Origin of the sequence: Paenibacillus sanfengchensis, assembly GCF_036864765.1 — a bacterium.
GTDB classification, from domain to species: domain Bacteria; phylum Bacillota; class Bacilli; order Paenibacillales; family Paenibacillaceae; genus Fontibacillus; species Fontibacillus sanfengchensis.
In genome coordinates this window covers 534,574-548,828 of sequence record NZ_JBAGJC010000004.1, presented here as the reverse complement: position 1 = coordinate 548,828, position 14,255 = coordinate 534,574, and the positions used below count along the sequence as shown (strand labels likewise).

Sequence of the window (14,255 nt, the reverse complement as noted above, 5' to 3'; positions counted from 1 at the left end):
GTCCTTTCGCTGACTAATGCACAAAAAATATCACATCACCATCCCCTCCCGTAACTATCCATTCGTGGATTTTGATAGTATACTTCTAGATAAATTATGGAAGGAACCGGAGGTTTGAAGCGTGATAGAGCGAAAAGACGTCAAATCGATCGGCGATATTCTGCATCGGGTTCAGGAACATGGATTCGTTGGAAGAGCCCGCGAGCAGGAGACTTTTCAGCGATATTTAATAAATATGGGGCAACGTAACGAACGGATTCTGAATGTATACGGTCCCCCCGGCATAGGCAAAACCGAGCTGCTGGGCCAATTCAAAAGACAGGCCGAAAGTATGGGATTCCGCCAGGTTCTGCTAGACTTCCGTGAGATCGGTCCAGGTGACGGGGAAACCGGTTTATGGGGTCTGCATGAATCCGCTGCAAGCGGCCCGCTCCTTGTTGTCTTGGACCATTACGAGGAAGCCGGTCCGCTGGACAAATGGGTACGTACGTCACTGATACCCAGGCTCCCTGTCGATACCTTCATTCTCATCGGGAGCCGTTACCCTTTGCTCAGGTCCTGGATTTCGTCACCGGCCTGGATTTCTATGATTGTGTCCATGACGTTAAGCGAGTTAAGCCGCGACGAAGCGGAGGAATATATGAAGCGAAGCGGGATCACCCGTATGACGGATCTGGATCAAGCCTGGTTGCACACCAAAGGCCATCCGCTGATGTTGTCCCTGTGGTCCGGAAAGATGAGCCGAATTCTGGATTCCGCGGAAGAAGCGGGAACCCCCCGGCTGGCCCCCCTGCTTGACTGTTTGCTGGATTACGGCCTGGAGGAAAGCCTTCGCCAGGAGCTAACGGACGTTCTGGAAGTTGCCGCCTTTCTGCGGCATTTTGACCGGGAGCGGTTGGAGGCCTTATTGCGAAGGAGCCTTCCCTCCACCGCCTTCGATCGTTTGATTCAGCTCTCCTTCGTGCGGAAGTATAGCCGTGGCTGGCAGATTAACCGGCTGATTCGGGAGGCGCTGCGAAATCGGATTAAAGCGAGAACCCCTGAACGGTATGAACAGCTCCGAAATGCGACGGTGAATTATTATACCAGCCGCCTGCAGCATAAGCTCGTACAGGCTCACGACGTTACGGAAGAAGTCGAGGAACTGATGCAGTACCTCGGCAATCCCGTCTTGAGAGCCCATTACAGGCATGTCGAGGGAATTCACTATGTTCTGGAACAGGCGGATCCCGGCAACCTGGAGGAAGCCAAAGCCTACATCCGGCAGCGTCAAATAAACGCCCGGCCCTGCCGCATTATCTGTGCGGACCCGGAGACGGGGGAAGAATATCGCTACCGGCTCACCCGGGAGGAGAGCCTGCTCCGATTCAATCCGGCTCAACCGATCTTGCTGGTTGAGAGTTACCCGGACACCGTGAAGCTGTTTAGAAACCACGATGGAGAACTGTTCGGGCTGGCGGCCGTCGTGCCGGTGAACCGGGAGCATATCTCCCTCCTGGCCTCCTCGCCGGTTTCGCGTGCCTATATCGAAAGCTTGGCGCCCGAGGAACTTGCGGAGATCCAGCAATTATCCGGGCCGGGCCGCCATAAGGGCTATTTTCTGCTCGCCATGGATATGGAGAACCTGGAAGACGATCATCAGCGCTCCATCCTGGTGCACTTTACGTTAAAATACTTGTTGTCGGGGGAGCGGCTCTTTGTTTCTCCACCTCCGCATCCTTATTTTCAGGACGCTTACCGAAACCTGGGCTTCGAAGTTATTCCGGGTACCGATCATACCTACTATGACAGCGAAACTAAGGCGTTTACGTTCGTAGCGGACAGTCGAGGTTCGGGCTTGTTTCAACTGTTTGAAAAATGGATGACCTGGCCTCTACCCCGTCCTGACAATTCGGTCCCATCCTCGGACGCGGGCGAGCTCACTCTTTTTACCGCCAGGGAACGGGAGGTAGCCGACAAACTGCTGAGGGGTATGACCAACCAGCAAATTTCCCAAGCTCTTTACATCAGCGAAGCGGCAGTTAAAAAACATCTCACTGCCATGATGCGCAAAGCATGTGTCCAAAATCGAACACAGCTCGTTTCCGCCATGTTGAGGGATCTGCCGGACTCCAAATAAAAAGTCAGTTGGCCATGCTCCTAGAGCACGTGCCAACTGACTCCTCCATCCTGCGTTTGCATAAGCAATGATCTTTTTTTATCATGATTGGCCACCAACAGCCATCCGGTTTTTTGGGAGTGGAATTGCAATTTCACGACCTCCGGATAGTCCGCAAGAACCTCACGCAACTTCCTGCTCTCCGGCAAAGGTGACCATGTTTTCCCTTGATCCACGGTATGCATTATAACCGATTTCTGCAGGGTCCACCCCTCCTGGGAATTTAAAAACGTGGTGGACAACCCCCCGTCCTCTTCTCTCTGCCATGGCAAACCCAGCAGAGCCAGACTCCAGTGCTTTCCGGCATCCTGCGTAAAATATCCGTTAAATTTCAAAGCACCCTCTCCTCCGCAGCCTACGGCTACCCATGCCGCCGTCCCGGACGCGTTCAGTCCTTGGGGCGCGGTTGTCGTAAAGCGGGTACATCCCGTAATTTTACTTTCGTCAAAGAATGAGGCGCTCTTGGTCCAGCGTTGTCCCCCGTCCACAGTGACATAAAGGGTGGGAGTTCCATCTTCGATCAGAGTGGCATACCCGTTTTTCTGATCGGTAAACATCATTCCATCCGGTTTTCCCAGCTTGGGCAGCGTGTGATTCGCCGCGGATGTATCGGTCGGAAGCAACGGAGTGCTCATTATCTTCTCCCATGTCGCCCCGCCGTTCGCTGTGGTATATACCGCCTTGGCTTCGATGCTGTCCGCACCGTCACCGACGGTCAAGATCCAGCCCCGCTGCTCGTTGACGAAATAGATCGAAGAGACGTCATCGGCTTTCGGTAGCGAGGTCATCTTCCAGGTTCCTCCACCGTTTGTCGTCCGAAGCACGATGGCCTCCCCGGAGCCGAGCGAATCTCTTACAACCCAGCCATGGTCCAGGTCCTTGAAAAACAAGTCCTTGCCATACTGCGGGTTGTTCGGGAATTGAATCGAAGAAGAAGGGGAAATATTAGTCCAGGTTTTCCCGTTATCCCGGGTCGTATATAAGCGCAGCTCGCTGCGCGTTGACCCCCAAGCCAATCCGGCCGTGTCACTCATTAATTTAAAATCGGTCAGGCGCGTCTGTATTTGATATTCTCCCGTCTCGGCCTCCGCCGGAGATGTAGTATTGGGGCTTGGCGAAGGTTCAGGGTTGACGATAGTTAGGGTCTGCCCCTCTTCTGCCATTCCCTCATCATGCTGCGTTTGGAGAGAGGAGACCGGATCCGCAGGTTGTTCCGAAGCGCAGGCGGTAAGCAGCAAACCCGCCGTCAAAAGACATCCCGCCAAGTTGCACCACCACTTGAACAAACAATCACCTCACTGTCCTAATTCTAGATGGTGAGACAAGTATAACATATCTTTTATAACCGCTGGTCCTTCGAGAAGTTGACGACGACATGCTGGTCCGGTTTGTAGACCGCAAAAGAATAGCCCTTCTTTTCCAAAACGGAAATAATCTCCGGCAGCGCCTGTACGGTCTGCGCTTTCTCGTGCATCAAAATGACTTCGGTGTCCCGATGAGCCTGCCGTTTGACTTCCTGGATAATTCGATCGGGTTTGCCCGGGTAACTCCAGTCTTTGGAATCCACCGTCCAATCCCACATTTTAAAGCGTTCGGCTGCGATGTCATCGCGGAAGGTCTTCCCTATAAAAGGATGGCTTCCGTATGGAGCGCGAATCAACCAAGGGGTAGCGCCTACGATTTTCTTGATCATAGCTTGCTCCTGCTTATATTCCTTAAGAAATTTAGCGGAGCTTCCGCTCTTGTACAAAGTTTTCTTGTTGTGGGTCATGCTGTGCATGCCGATGTAATTTCCGGCCTGCGCCGCAGTTTTGACGGCCTTTTCGTTCCCCTGCAGTTGATTCCCGATCATAAAAAAAGTGGCATGGATGCCTTTTTGATTTAAAATATTTACAATTTGGTTGGTGTATTTGCTGGGGCCGTCATCAAACGTTAAATAAACTACTTTTTGGGCCGCAGTCTCCTTGGTCTGGACGGCTTGCTTCTGCTGGTTGGGGGCCGGATTGCTGTTTTGGGACGGCGTTCCCGGCTCTGTCGTATTCGCGTCGTCCGCCTTGTCAACTTCCGTTGCGGGAGGCTCAGCGGCCTTCTCCGGAGAATCCATTTCCGTTTGCGTCTTCGCCGCATCCGTTTCATTGGCCTCCAAATACTTGGGAGCCGTCACTGTTACCGATCCGGACGTCTTGGATTTCTGAATGACGGAGCCGGCGGCATAGACGCAGAATGCGAGCGACGTGGACGACAGAATCAACGCTGCTATGATCAATGTTTTCATTTTGCTCTTCGAAGCCTTCCCGTGTTTGGACGATCTGGATTGTCTCGCCGCTTGTTCTTCCATTCTCTCTATGTAGGACATTCTCTCTCACCAAAACCTCTCTTCCGTTGTTATTAATAGAATAATATAAAAAGAGAGGTAGTGTCCTTACAATATGGTTACATCCTGGTTAATCCGTCGTTACAAAGCCACGAAAAAACTTAAATATTTTTAATTCCATGTTTTACTTTAAATTTTCATTGTTTCATGTAAAATGTAGGGAGTAATAAATACATATCCGTATGTTTTGTTACGGATTTCTCAAGTTCCGGCCATCCGGGCGTGCTGATTAAGGTCGTCCTGTTCTGCACAACCTAAGGTATGGAAAATATCACTTATTAGGGAGATGAATCAATGAAAACTCAACTTCGTTCCAGTAGAGTCGTGATTATTGGGACAGGCGCAGTTGGCGCAACTACCGCTTACACCCTTTTGCTTCGCGAAAGAGTTTCGGAACTCGTACTTATTGATGCGAATAAGGATAAGGCGCTTGGTGAAGCCTTGGATATGAATCACGGGCTTCCGTTTACCGGAGGGGTTAAGCTCTGGGCCGGCGATTATAGCGATTGCGCGAATGCCGATGTCATTGTAATTGCCGCGGGCGCTTCCCAGCGTCCGGGGGAAACGCGAATCGATCTCCTGAAAAGGAATGCGGACATTTTTGACACGATCATTCAGAACATCGTCAAATACAACGATCATGGGATCATTTTGGTCGCTACGAACCCGGTCGATATTTTGTCCTATGTGTCCTTAAAAAAGAGCGGATTCCCTTCCAATCGCGTTATCGGCTCCGGCACCCTGCTGGACAGCGCCCGTTTTCGTTACTTGATCGGACAGAATAAAGGAATCAACCCGCGCAGTATTCACGCGCATATCGTAGGCGAGCACGGCGATTCCGAGGTTCCGCTGTGGAGTCTGGCCAATGTGGCCGGCATCGGTCTGGAATTCTCCGAAGAAGATCGGGAAGAGATTTTCAACAGCACCAAAAATGCGGCTTATGAGATCATCAACGCCAAAGGCGCGACTTCTTACGCCATTGCTCTGGCCCTGGATCGGATTATCGTCTCCATTCTGCAAAACGAGGGCTCCGTTCTCAACGTATCTACGCTGCTTAACGATTACAACGGCGTATCCGACGTTTATATCGGTGTACCGAGCATCGTAGATCGCACCGGCGTTCGCCAGGTTCTGGATCTCACGCTGAGCGGCCAAGAGCTCGAAAAATTCCAGGCATCCGCGAACAAATTGAAATCGGAAATCGCCAAGCTGGAACTGTAATACACAAGGCTTGAAAGCAAAATCCCCTGCAAGCAGGAATCAACTGCCCAGGGGATTTTGCTTTACCTCTTCCTGCCAATCCTTATGAAGCCGGTCAATAGATCACGATATTGCCGTCCCGTTCCTGATCCGGCTTCCGCTCCGGATGCTTCCGGCCAGCCACACGATTGATCGCCTCAAGGAAGGCTTTGGCGCTGGCTTCGACGATGTCGGTACTGGTTCCCCGGCCGGAGAAAGTTTCACCTGCCGTCTTGATGACAACATGCACCTCGGCTTGCGCATCCGTCCCCGGCGTCACGGAATGGATACTGTAATCTTCCAGTTCCACCCGCCACCCCGTAGCTTTGGACAGTGCGCGATACACCGCGTCCACCGAACCGTTGCCTACGGCGGCTTCATCGACGATGGTGCCGTCCTGCTTCAAGATACGGACCGACGCGGTAGGCAAAGACCGGTTTCCGTAAATTACCTGGAGGTTATCCAGGGCAAACAGCTTCGTCTCATTCGAAATGTTCTCATCCAGGAGAGCCCGGATATCCTCGGACAGGATATTCTTTTTCCGGTCGGCCAACGCCTTAAACTTGGCAAAAGCGATATTCAGCTGCTCCTCGTTCAGGGAATAGCCGAGATCGACCAATTTTTCCTTAAACGCGTGCCGTCCCGAATGCTTGCCGAGCACCAGCTTGCTGGAACTGGCACCGATGGTTTCGGGAGAGATAATTTCATAAGTGCCGCGGTGTTTGAGCATCCCGTCCTGATGGATCCCCGATTCATGGGCAAAGGCGTTAGCCCCGACGATCGCTTTATTCCCAGGGACGCTCATCCCCGTATATTTGCTGACCAGCCGGCTGGTTTTATAAATCTCGCTCAACACGAGCCCGGTCTTGGCACCGTAGAAATCGCTGCGCGTTTCGAGCGCCAAGGCCACCTCCTCCAGGCAGGTATTTCCGGCCCGTTCCCCGATGCCGTTTATGGTTCCCTCGAATTGATCGACCCCATTGGCTATCGCCGCCAGCGTATTTGCGGTCGCCATTCCCAAATCGTCATGGCAGTGCGTGCTGAGCTGAATTTTCTCGATCCCCGGAACGGAAGATATGATGGTCCGGAACATAGCCCCGAATTGCTCGGGCGTGGCAAATCCGACCGTGTCCGGCAGATTGACCACCGTCGCCCCGGCGGAAATCGCCATCGCCGTCACTTTACACAGAAAGTCGATCTCGGTTCGGCTGGCATCCTCGGCGGAGAATTCAACTTTGCTGAAAAATTTCCGGCCATACCGGATCGCCGCCTCCGCCGTCTCCAATATTTTGTCCTGACTCATCCGGAGTTTGTGCTCACGGTGAATCGGCGAGGTGGCCAAAACAAGATGCAAACAAGGGTCCTCCGCTTCCTTCAGCGCTTCCACGGCCGCATCGATATCCTTCGTGTGGCAGCGGGCGAGACTCAACAGCGTTGCGTGCCTAACCCTTTTCGCGATCTCCCGGATGCTCTGCAGATCGCCGGGAGATGTGGCGGCAAAGCCGGCCTCGATCCGGTCGATGCCGAGCCGTTCCAATTGAAGGGCAATCTCCACCTTCTCTTCCGTCGTCAAGCTGACTCCCGGAGACTGCTCCCCATCCCGCAGGGTTGTGTCGAATACATAAATTTTGCGCATGTTCATTCCCACCTTTTCTAAAGTTATTAAAAAAACCTCTTTCGCTCCCGCCAAGCCAAACAATGGCTTTGGCAGGGGCGAAAGAGGTTGCTTTCACGGTACCACCCTGATTTACCTCCGATGCTCCCATCGTAGGTCTCAACGGAAACCGCGGGAGCCCGGAACTCCGGCGGTTTCCTGTACGATAACGGGTACAATCCGGCGCTTCTTAAACAGCCGGCGGATCCGGACGATATCATCCGATCCCCGGTCTGATTCGGGAACGCGGCTCCAAGGCGAGTCGGTCACGGGATTAAGACGGCGATTTCAGCCTGCTCGCCGCTCTCTGGACATAAGAGCCCGTAGGACCTGCTCCTTTTCATAGCCGATCATTCATTATTTGCAACTAAAACTAAAAAACCCCTCTCATCCCGTACGCATCAAACGTACAATGGGACGAAAGGGGTTGCTCTTCCGTGGTACCACCCAAATTCACTGTGCTTCCGGAATAAACGAAAACACAGCCTCGGCGCCAAGCAATACAAAAATCGCTTAAGCGAGCATGTTAACGGGTGCTTTAAACCCGGTTGTCCTTACAAGATCAAGTTCGGGACAACGGCTCCAAGGCGAGTCGGCACTCGGGATTAAGACGGCGATTTCAGCTGGTTCGCCGCTCTCTGGACATAAGAGCCCGTATGGCCTGCTCCTTTTCTTTGCCTTTCAATTTGAAACTTGGTGCTATTATATGCCATTATCAAAAATTAAGTCAACCTTGATTTTTTGTTGCGTTGGCTGCACTCGTTTAGTGTCCCGCTCCCATCTCATCCACATGGCTTACATGTCGGCGATTGGAAAGAATTATCAGGACGGAGAGCAGTACGAATCCGGCACCGACCACAAAAGGAATGTGCGGGTTATACCATTCCGCCAACTTTCCCGCCAAGAACGGGGCAATCGCGCCGCCAAGAAAGCGCAGGAAGCTGTATGCGGCGGAGGCCGTTGATCTCTCCACCGGCGAAGCATTCATCACCCCCGCGGTGATTAAGGTATTATTGTTCCCCAGCAGTGCACCGGCAAAGATTACACAGGCGATAACGACCCACTGGATCTCGGTCCAAATCCCCATGGCCAGCAGGGTTAGCGCAAACAGAAACAGCATGAATCCCATCGAGCGGACGGTCCCGAACCTGCGCTGCAGGCGTGGGGCCGTAAATACGGAGGTGAAGGCCAGCAGAACGCCCCAGCCGAGAAATACGTAGCCTAACCCGTGTTCGTCCAGGCCCATTACAAAGGGAGCGTACGCCATCAGCGTAAAGAAACCGAAATTATACAGGCAAGCGGTGAGGCCGAATACGACCAGAGGGCGATGCTTTAAGGCCCGAAACGGCTCCAACGGCGAAGTGCTGCTTTGTCCTTGGGAAGCACCCTCGGATTTGGGCATCAGGGTGATGAGACCGATAAACGCAACGACCATCAAAGAAGCTACGCCCAGAAACGGGCCTCTCCAGGTGATGGCCCCCAGCCACCCGCCGAGCAGCGGGCCGACAGAAATGCCCAGACCCACGGCGGCTTCGTATAAAATAACAGCCTGCGTTGTTCCGCTTTGGGATAAGGATACGATCGCCGAAAGCGCCGTAGCTACGAACAAGGCGTTTCCGAGTCCCCATCCCCCCCGCAAACCGATAATGGTCCAAATATTGTCGGACAATCCGCCGAGTGCGGCGAATATAGCGATCACAATAATACCGGCGAGCAGCGTCCGCTTCATACCGAGCCTTGAGGAGAGCGTCCCCGTAATCAGCATGGCAACCGCCATGACAGCGTTATAGCTCGTAAACAACAGCGTGACTTGGCTCTGGGAAGCATGTAGATTCTCCGCAATCGCAGGCAAAATCGGATCCACGAGACCGATTCCCATGAAGGCGATGATTCCCGCAAAAAACACGGCCCAGACGGCACGCGACTGATTCAGAATTCCATGCTTCTCCCCGATCGTAGTCGATCCCGGCTTCGGATCGGAGTATACTTGATTTGACATGCTTTTCTCTCCTTGCCTTACGGAACATAGATGTTTATGAATTTTGTTCCGGATTAATTAGTTGTATTATGAAAGTACATTATTGTATTATACAACTATGTCCAACGGTGTCAACTTATTTTAAATTTAATGTGAATTGAGGTTTTAGTCATGGACGAACAAGCTTTGGAAACGATTGAGGTGGAGCTTGCCATCTTGTATCGGCGAATAACGAACCGGAAACACGGGAATCTGGACAGATCGGCCTATTTGCTTCTGCATCAAATTCACGCTAACGGCGCTGCCGGCGTTAAGGCGCTCGCCGATGAGTTCCGGCTGGACATCTCTACCGTAAGCAGACAAACGGCGGCTTTGGAGAAAAAAGGCTATGTCGTACGGATTCCCGATCCGGCGGACGGACGGGCCTATTCCCTGCAAATCACCGAACTCGGCAAACAGGAGCTCGCGGTCTCCAAAAAATCGCGAACCGACCGCATCGCCCGTTTGATCCGGGATTGGTCCGACGAAGAGAAGGTGATATTCGGCCGGCTTCTGACCAAGCTGAACCGGACTTTTGACTAACCCGCTATTTTTCTTCCGGTTTGCGGATAAGGAGAGAAAAATGGTGAACTTGGGGAACTGTGATAGGGACGAAGAATATAGGGTTTACTATTATGAATTTTTCATATAATGAAATTTTGAAACAAAAGGCACTATTTGACAACCTCGTCGTTGTCCTCTATATTCGAGTTGAATTAGGAACGCGGAAAATAGGTTGACGGAGGTGCTTGAATTGAACGATTATGATAGCCCTGTCGAGATCATTGAGCGAGCCCAGACGCTGCGGGGGGAAATACAGCTTCAGCGCAGGGGCGAGTATTTCGAGGTAATCAGCAATGGAACCTTTCTGATGGCGACGTACAATGGAGAATCGGAACAGCTGCTTGTCCGAAGCGCCCTGAACTCTGCCAAATGCTGCGAGTCGGTATTGATCGGCGGCTTGGGCGTAGGGTTTTCGTTGCAGGAGGCCTTGAAGGATGATCGTGTTCGTACGGTTACCGTTGTGGAAATTGAACAAAAAGTGATCGAATGGAACCGTTCGGTACTGGCCCCGGTGTCCGGCAATGCCCTATCCCACCCGAAAACGAGGCTGATTCATGACGATTTGCTCAAGTGGCTTTTCCAAACGGATGAAATTTTTGACCTGATATGCCTGGATATCGATAACGGACCGGATTGGAAAGTATTTGACGCCAACGGCTCCCTTTATGATGAATCCGGGCTGGCCCGGCTTCGGAGCCGGCTCAAACCCGGGGGATGTGTGACGTTTTGGAGCGCGACGCCCTCTCTGGAGTTTGTTTCCCGGCTGGAGCGCTTTTACGGAAATGTTCAATCTCTTGAGGTCCCCCAGCAAAACGGAGTACCGGACTACATCTTTCTGATTCAAAAATGATTCGTCCGCCCAAGCGGCTTATCGGTTCAAGGAGGTGTAACCATGACGATTCAAAAAGCGATCGACCGCAAAAAACTCGATGAACGGGTCGTGGATATGCCCTGGTTCGTCCAGCAATTTATCGACTATAAGCTGCCGGACCTTTCTCCCTCCACCCTTCTGGAATATGTTCGCGATTATGAGCAGTTCTTCAACTGGCTGCGCGCCGAGGGTCTTTCGGAGGCGGCCGGCAACGCGCAAGTTACGCTGTTGGAATTGGAGCGCCTGCGGATGGAGAGCATTGTAGGCTACCGGATTCATCTGACGACCCGGACCGAGGGTACCAATGCAAGAATCACGGTCTCCCGGAAGATGTCCTCCCTGCGTTCGCTGTTCCATTACCTGAGCCAAATTGCCGAGGATGAGAACTTTTATCCATTGCTGAAACGGAACATCATGGCGAAGGTGGAAATCAAACGGATCCACAAGCCCAAGGATACCGCCGCCAAATTAAAAGGGAAAATTTTGGAGGAAGACGAGCTTCTGGAATTCATCGACTACATCGCGGAGGGGTACGGCGCGGATATTCAAAACAACAAGCAGGCGCTCCATAGCTACGAGCAGAATAAGGAACGCGACGCCTGCATCGCCAGCCTGATCCTGAATTCGGGACTGCGCGTTTCGGAGCTGGTCAACCTGAATGTCGACGATCTCGATCTTGCGAACAAATTGCTGTATGTGTACCGAAAAGGGAACAATGATGAGACTTTCAAAACTCCCGTCTATTTTCGCGAGCAATCCAAGGACGATCTGACCCATTATTTGATGCTTCGGCAGACCCGGTACAAGACGCCAAAACGGGAAAAGGCCCTTTTCGTCACGATTCCGAACGGCCAGAAGGAAGGCAAACGGATGACCAAGCGGGCGATACAGGCGATGATTATCAAGTATGCCAAGCGGTTCGGCAAGCCTTATTTGACGGTGCATAAGCTGCGCCATTCTTTTGCCACGGACTATTATTTGCAAAACGATATTTACAAAACGAAAGAACAGCTCGGTCACGCTTCCACGGAAACGACCGAGGTCTATGCGCATCTGACCGATAAAACGATGTCCGAAGCGATCGAGCGGCGTAACGAGGTCAGGGCGGATACCGGCTCCTGAAAATACGGAACCTTGTCAAAAAAGGTGGCCAAGAGCATCTTCTCTTGGCCACCTTTTCGTTTATTTACCAGGATTAACGAACATTTGCCCGATCCATCGGGCTATCTCTTCCACATTCTCCGCATGGAACACGGGAACACCGTAATCCCGATGAATGTCCTTCATAGCGGAGTCAACCGCTTCCCCAGGATTGCCGCCAGAGCAACTGTGACCCGGACGGTAAATAACCCCGACCACATCACTAAGCGAATCCAGCAGACCAAGGTCCTCCCCTTCATCGCGAGCCAGTACCAGCTTGAGATAAGGCTCGCGCTTAAAGCCTTCGATTATGATCAAATCATACGTCTGAAACCGTTCGATCAAATCGGCCAGCGGGGACTCCCGCTCCTCGACCACGGCGGTCCGCCATGGGGACGTAATCGCGGTTGCCGCGGCACCGGACATACGAAATTTATGGGTGTCGGTCCCCGGCACATCGCCTTCGAATCCGTGCACATCATGTTTGATCACGGCCGCGCGTACGCCCTTCTCCCGCAGCAGCGGCAGCAGACGGCCGATCAACGTGGTCTTCCCGCTATTTTTGTAACCGACGACCTGGATGACGGGGATCATCGGGCCCCCGCCAGGCGCAGCACAGTAACCGTTTCACCGGCCTTAACACCTCTGCTGGACGGCTGAATGACAATCAGACAATCGCTGTCCTTGATCGTAATCATTACGCTGGACTCATCCAGCGAAGCCGGATAAGCGTACAAGCGCCCTTCCCGAACCTCAAGCCGTCCGCGCACAAAACGGGTGAAGTTGTTGACCTTCGTATAATCCCGGCCCAATTCCGCCTCCCATTCAGGGAGAAACGGCTCGTTTATGCCGAGCATCCGGCCGATGACGGGCCTTACGAACAGTTCGAAGCCGACGAAGCAGGCCCCGGGATTCCCCGATAAGGCGAACAAATGCTTGCCGTCCTTGACCGCGGCGGTCGTCACGCTTCCGGGACGCATCATCACTTTGTTGAACAGCATCTCCACGTCACCGCTTTGGACCAAATCCGCCATGATGTCAAAATCGCCGACCGAGACCCCGCCGGTCGTGATCACGAAATCGTACAACGCGAAAGCATCCTGTACTTTCTGCCGGGCCGTGGCCAAATCATCGGCGATCGCTTCAAGGATGACCGGCTCTCCGCCCGCCTCCCGGACCTGGGTCGCCAGCATATACGTATTGCTGTTGCGGATTCGCCCGTCCTGCAGCGGTTCTTCGATACCGAGCAATTCCGAGCCCGTGGAGAAAATCGCGACACTCGGACGCTTTGTCACCGGGACGCGGTGCACCCCGAATGTGGCCAGCACCGAAATCTCCCCGGCCGAGATTCGCCGCCCCCGCTCCAAAACCAGCTCCCCGGCGGCCAGTTCCAGACCCACCGGCGTTACATTGCTGCCCGGCGCGATTTCGCGTTTCAGCATAATCATGTCTTTCCCATGGGATACCCCGGCCTCCGTCATTTCAAACATGACGACGGCATCGGCCTCGTCCGGCACTTTGGCTCCGGTCATAATCCGGGCGGCCGTACCCGGCACGAGCGCGACGGAGGGAAGACTTCCGCAAGGGATCTCATCGATCACTTCCAAGTATACGGGCTTCTCGGTGGTGCAGCCGGCCGTATCCGCACTCCGAACCGCAAAGCCGTCCATCCCCGACCGGCGGAAATGCGGATAGGGATGCGGAGCCAGAATATCTTCGGCGAGAATCCGGTCCTGCGCTTCGTGAAGGGGAATCCATTCCGTTCCCGCGATCCGGGTGTGGGCCAGAACCTTCTCCTGTCCCTCTTGAACCGAAATTGCCCGACGCCGGAACTTATCCTCTTTTTGGCTCTGATCTGTCATCATTCGTCGGCCCCTTCCTGTGTTTGCCCGCTTCTTAAAAACTCATTCATCCGTTCATCCGTTATGCTTGAAATCCGTTGGATTTCTTCCCGGGACAGCCCGTCATAATGAATTCCCATCACGACAGTTACCGTACACGACAACGCCGCCGCCGCCCGTTTGGCCAAGCTTTCCGTCAGGACATGCTCCTTGTGGCCCGGGACGGCCGAGGTCTGAACCTCGGCCCCTCCGGCGACCGGATAAGCGGTGGATGCCGCACCGATATGGGCTTCCCCACCGGTGATCATAATCAGGAGGTCCCGTCCCATCGGCACGCTCTCCAGCCGAATATCCTCAAAACCGTGGTTCATGTGCGAAGCCTCCTTCAATAAACATG

At 53.2% G+C, this 14,255-nt stretch carries 12 protein-coding genes; 5 read left to right on the top strand and 7 right to left on the bottom strand.

All coding sequences use genetic code 11. From position 1 onward, the window contains the following. Positions 1 to 121 precede the first annotated feature (121 nt). Positions 122 to 2,119 (top strand): LuxR C-terminal-related transcriptional regulator, encoded by a 1,998-nt coding sequence (locus tag V4U84_RS11750; RefSeq protein ID WP_334077241.1) that lies wholly within the window; start codon positions 122 to 124, stop codon positions 2,117 to 2,119. Between the two features lie 20 nt (positions 2,120 to 2,139). Here V4U84_RS11750 and V4U84_RS11745 read toward each other — a convergent pair whose 3' ends face one another. Further along, on the bottom strand, positions 2,140 to 3,444 hold the full coding sequence (locus tag V4U84_RS11745) for a WD40/YVTN/BNR-like repeat-containing protein (protein ID WP_334077240.1): 1,305 nt from the start codon (positions 3,442 to 3,444) through the stop codon (positions 2,140 to 2,142). A 53-nt stretch (positions 3,445 to 3,497) separates the two neighbouring features. Continuing rightward, on the bottom strand, positions 3,498 to 4,514 hold the full coding sequence (locus tag V4U84_RS11740) for a polysaccharide deacetylase family protein (protein ID WP_334077239.1): 1,017 nt from the start codon (positions 4,512 to 4,514) through the stop codon (positions 3,498 to 3,500). 312 nt (positions 4,515 to 4,826) lie between these two features. Between V4U84_RS11740 and V4U84_RS11735 the strand changes: the two genes are divergently transcribed. Beyond that, positions 4,827 to 5,753: an L-lactate dehydrogenase gene (locus V4U84_RS11735; protein WP_334071195.1), complete on the top strand. Its 927-nt coding sequence runs from the start codon at positions 4,827 to 4,829 to the stop codon at positions 5,751 to 5,753. Positions 5,754 to 5,847: 94 nt separating this feature from the next. Here V4U84_RS11735 and V4U84_RS11730 read toward each other — a convergent pair whose 3' ends face one another. After that, the gene (locus tag V4U84_RS11730; protein WP_334077238.1) at positions 5,848 to 7,407 is read right to left on the bottom strand and encodes a 2-isopropylmalate synthase; all 1,560 of its coding nucleotides are present in this window, start codon (positions 7,405 to 7,407) and stop codon (positions 5,848 to 5,850) included. A 781-nt stretch (positions 7,408 to 8,188) separates the two neighbouring features. Then, a complete protein-coding gene (locus tag V4U84_RS11725) occupies positions 8,189 to 9,424 on the bottom strand; it encodes an MFS transporter (RefSeq protein WP_334077237.1) in 1,236 nt (411 codons plus the stop codon). 150 nt (positions 9,425 to 9,574) lie between these two features. Here V4U84_RS11725 and V4U84_RS11720 point away from each other — a divergent pair, with 150 nt between their 5' ends. From V4U84_RS11720 to xerS, 3 genes are all read left to right on the top strand, one after another. Beyond that, positions 9,575 to 9,985, top strand: a complete 411-nt coding sequence (locus tag V4U84_RS11720; protein WP_334077236.1) for a MarR family winged helix-turn-helix transcriptional regulator — start codon at positions 9,575 to 9,577, stop codon at positions 9,983 to 9,985. Between the two features lie 211 nt (positions 9,986 to 10,196). Then, positions 10,197 to 10,856: a spermine/spermidine synthase domain-containing protein gene (locus V4U84_RS11715; protein WP_334077235.1), complete on the top strand. Its 660-nt coding sequence runs from the start codon at positions 10,197 to 10,199 to the stop codon at positions 10,854 to 10,856. A 42-nt stretch (positions 10,857 to 10,898) separates the two neighbouring features. Further along, positions 10,899 to 11,999 (top strand): tyrosine recombinase XerS, encoded by a 1,101-nt coding sequence (xerS, locus tag V4U84_RS11710; RefSeq protein ID WP_334077234.1) that lies wholly within the window; start codon positions 10,899 to 10,901, stop codon positions 11,997 to 11,999. Between the two features lie 60 nt (positions 12,000 to 12,059). Here xerS and mobB read toward each other — a convergent pair whose 3' ends face one another. From mobB to lpdD, 3 genes are read right to left on the bottom strand one after another with little or no spacing between them, the layout of a single operon-like run. Continuing rightward, positions 12,060 to 12,611: a molybdopterin-guanine dinucleotide biosynthesis protein B gene (gene mobB / locus V4U84_RS11705; RefSeq protein WP_334077233.1), complete on the bottom strand. Its 552-nt coding sequence runs from the start codon at positions 12,609 to 12,611 to the stop codon at positions 12,060 to 12,062. Next, on the bottom strand, positions 12,608 to 13,879 hold the full coding sequence (locus tag V4U84_RS11700; RefSeq protein WP_334077261.1) for a molybdopterin molybdotransferase MoeA: 1,272 nt from the start codon (positions 13,877 to 13,879) through the stop codon (positions 12,608 to 12,610). The genes mobB and V4U84_RS11700 overlap by 4 nt, the downstream gene beginning before the upstream one ends. Next, complete coding sequence (gene lpdD / locus V4U84_RS11695) at positions 13,879 to 14,229, bottom strand: prenylated flavin chaperone LpdD (RefSeq protein WP_334077232.1); 351 nt, start codon at positions 14,227 to 14,229, stop codon at positions 13,879 to 13,881. Before lpdD ends, V4U84_RS11700 begins: the two co-directional genes overlap by 1 nt. Between the last annotated feature and the right edge of the window lie 26 nt (positions 14,230 to 14,255).

Bases quoted from the DNA above. Each gene is read 5' to 3' on its own strand.
- V4U84_RS11740 (WP_334077239.1), bottom strand. From the start codon at position 4,514: ATGTCCTACATAGAGAGAATGGAAGAACAAGCGGCGAGACAATCCAGA.
- V4U84_RS11735 (WP_334071195.1), top strand. From the start codon at position 4,827: ATGAAAACTCAACTTCGTTCCAGTAGAGTCGTGATTATTGGGACAGGC.
- V4U84_RS11730 (WP_334077238.1), bottom strand. From the start codon at position 7,407: ATGCGCAAAATTTATGTATTCGACACAACCCTGCGGGATGGGGAGCAG.
- V4U84_RS11725 (WP_334077237.1), bottom strand. From the start codon at position 9,424: ATGTCAAATCAAGTATACTCCGATCCGAAGCCGGGATCGACTACGATC.
- V4U84_RS11720 (WP_334077236.1), top strand. From the start codon at position 9,575: ATGGACGAACAAGCTTTGGAAACGATTGAGGTGGAGCTTGCCATCTTG.
- xerS (WP_334077234.1), top strand. From the start codon at position 10,899: ATGACGATTCAAAAAGCGATCGACCGCAAAAAACTCGATGAACGGGTC.
- mobB (WP_334077233.1), bottom strand. From the start codon at position 12,611: ATGATCCCCGTCATCCAGGTCGTCGGTTACAAAAATAGCGGGAAGACC.
- V4U84_RS11700 (WP_334077261.1), bottom strand. From the start codon at position 13,879: ATGACAGATCAGAGCCAAAAAGAGGATAAGTTCCGGCGTCGGGCAATT.
- lpdD (WP_334077232.1), bottom strand. From the start codon at position 14,229: ATGAACCACGGTTTTGAGGATATTCGGCTGGAGAGCGTGCCGATGGGA.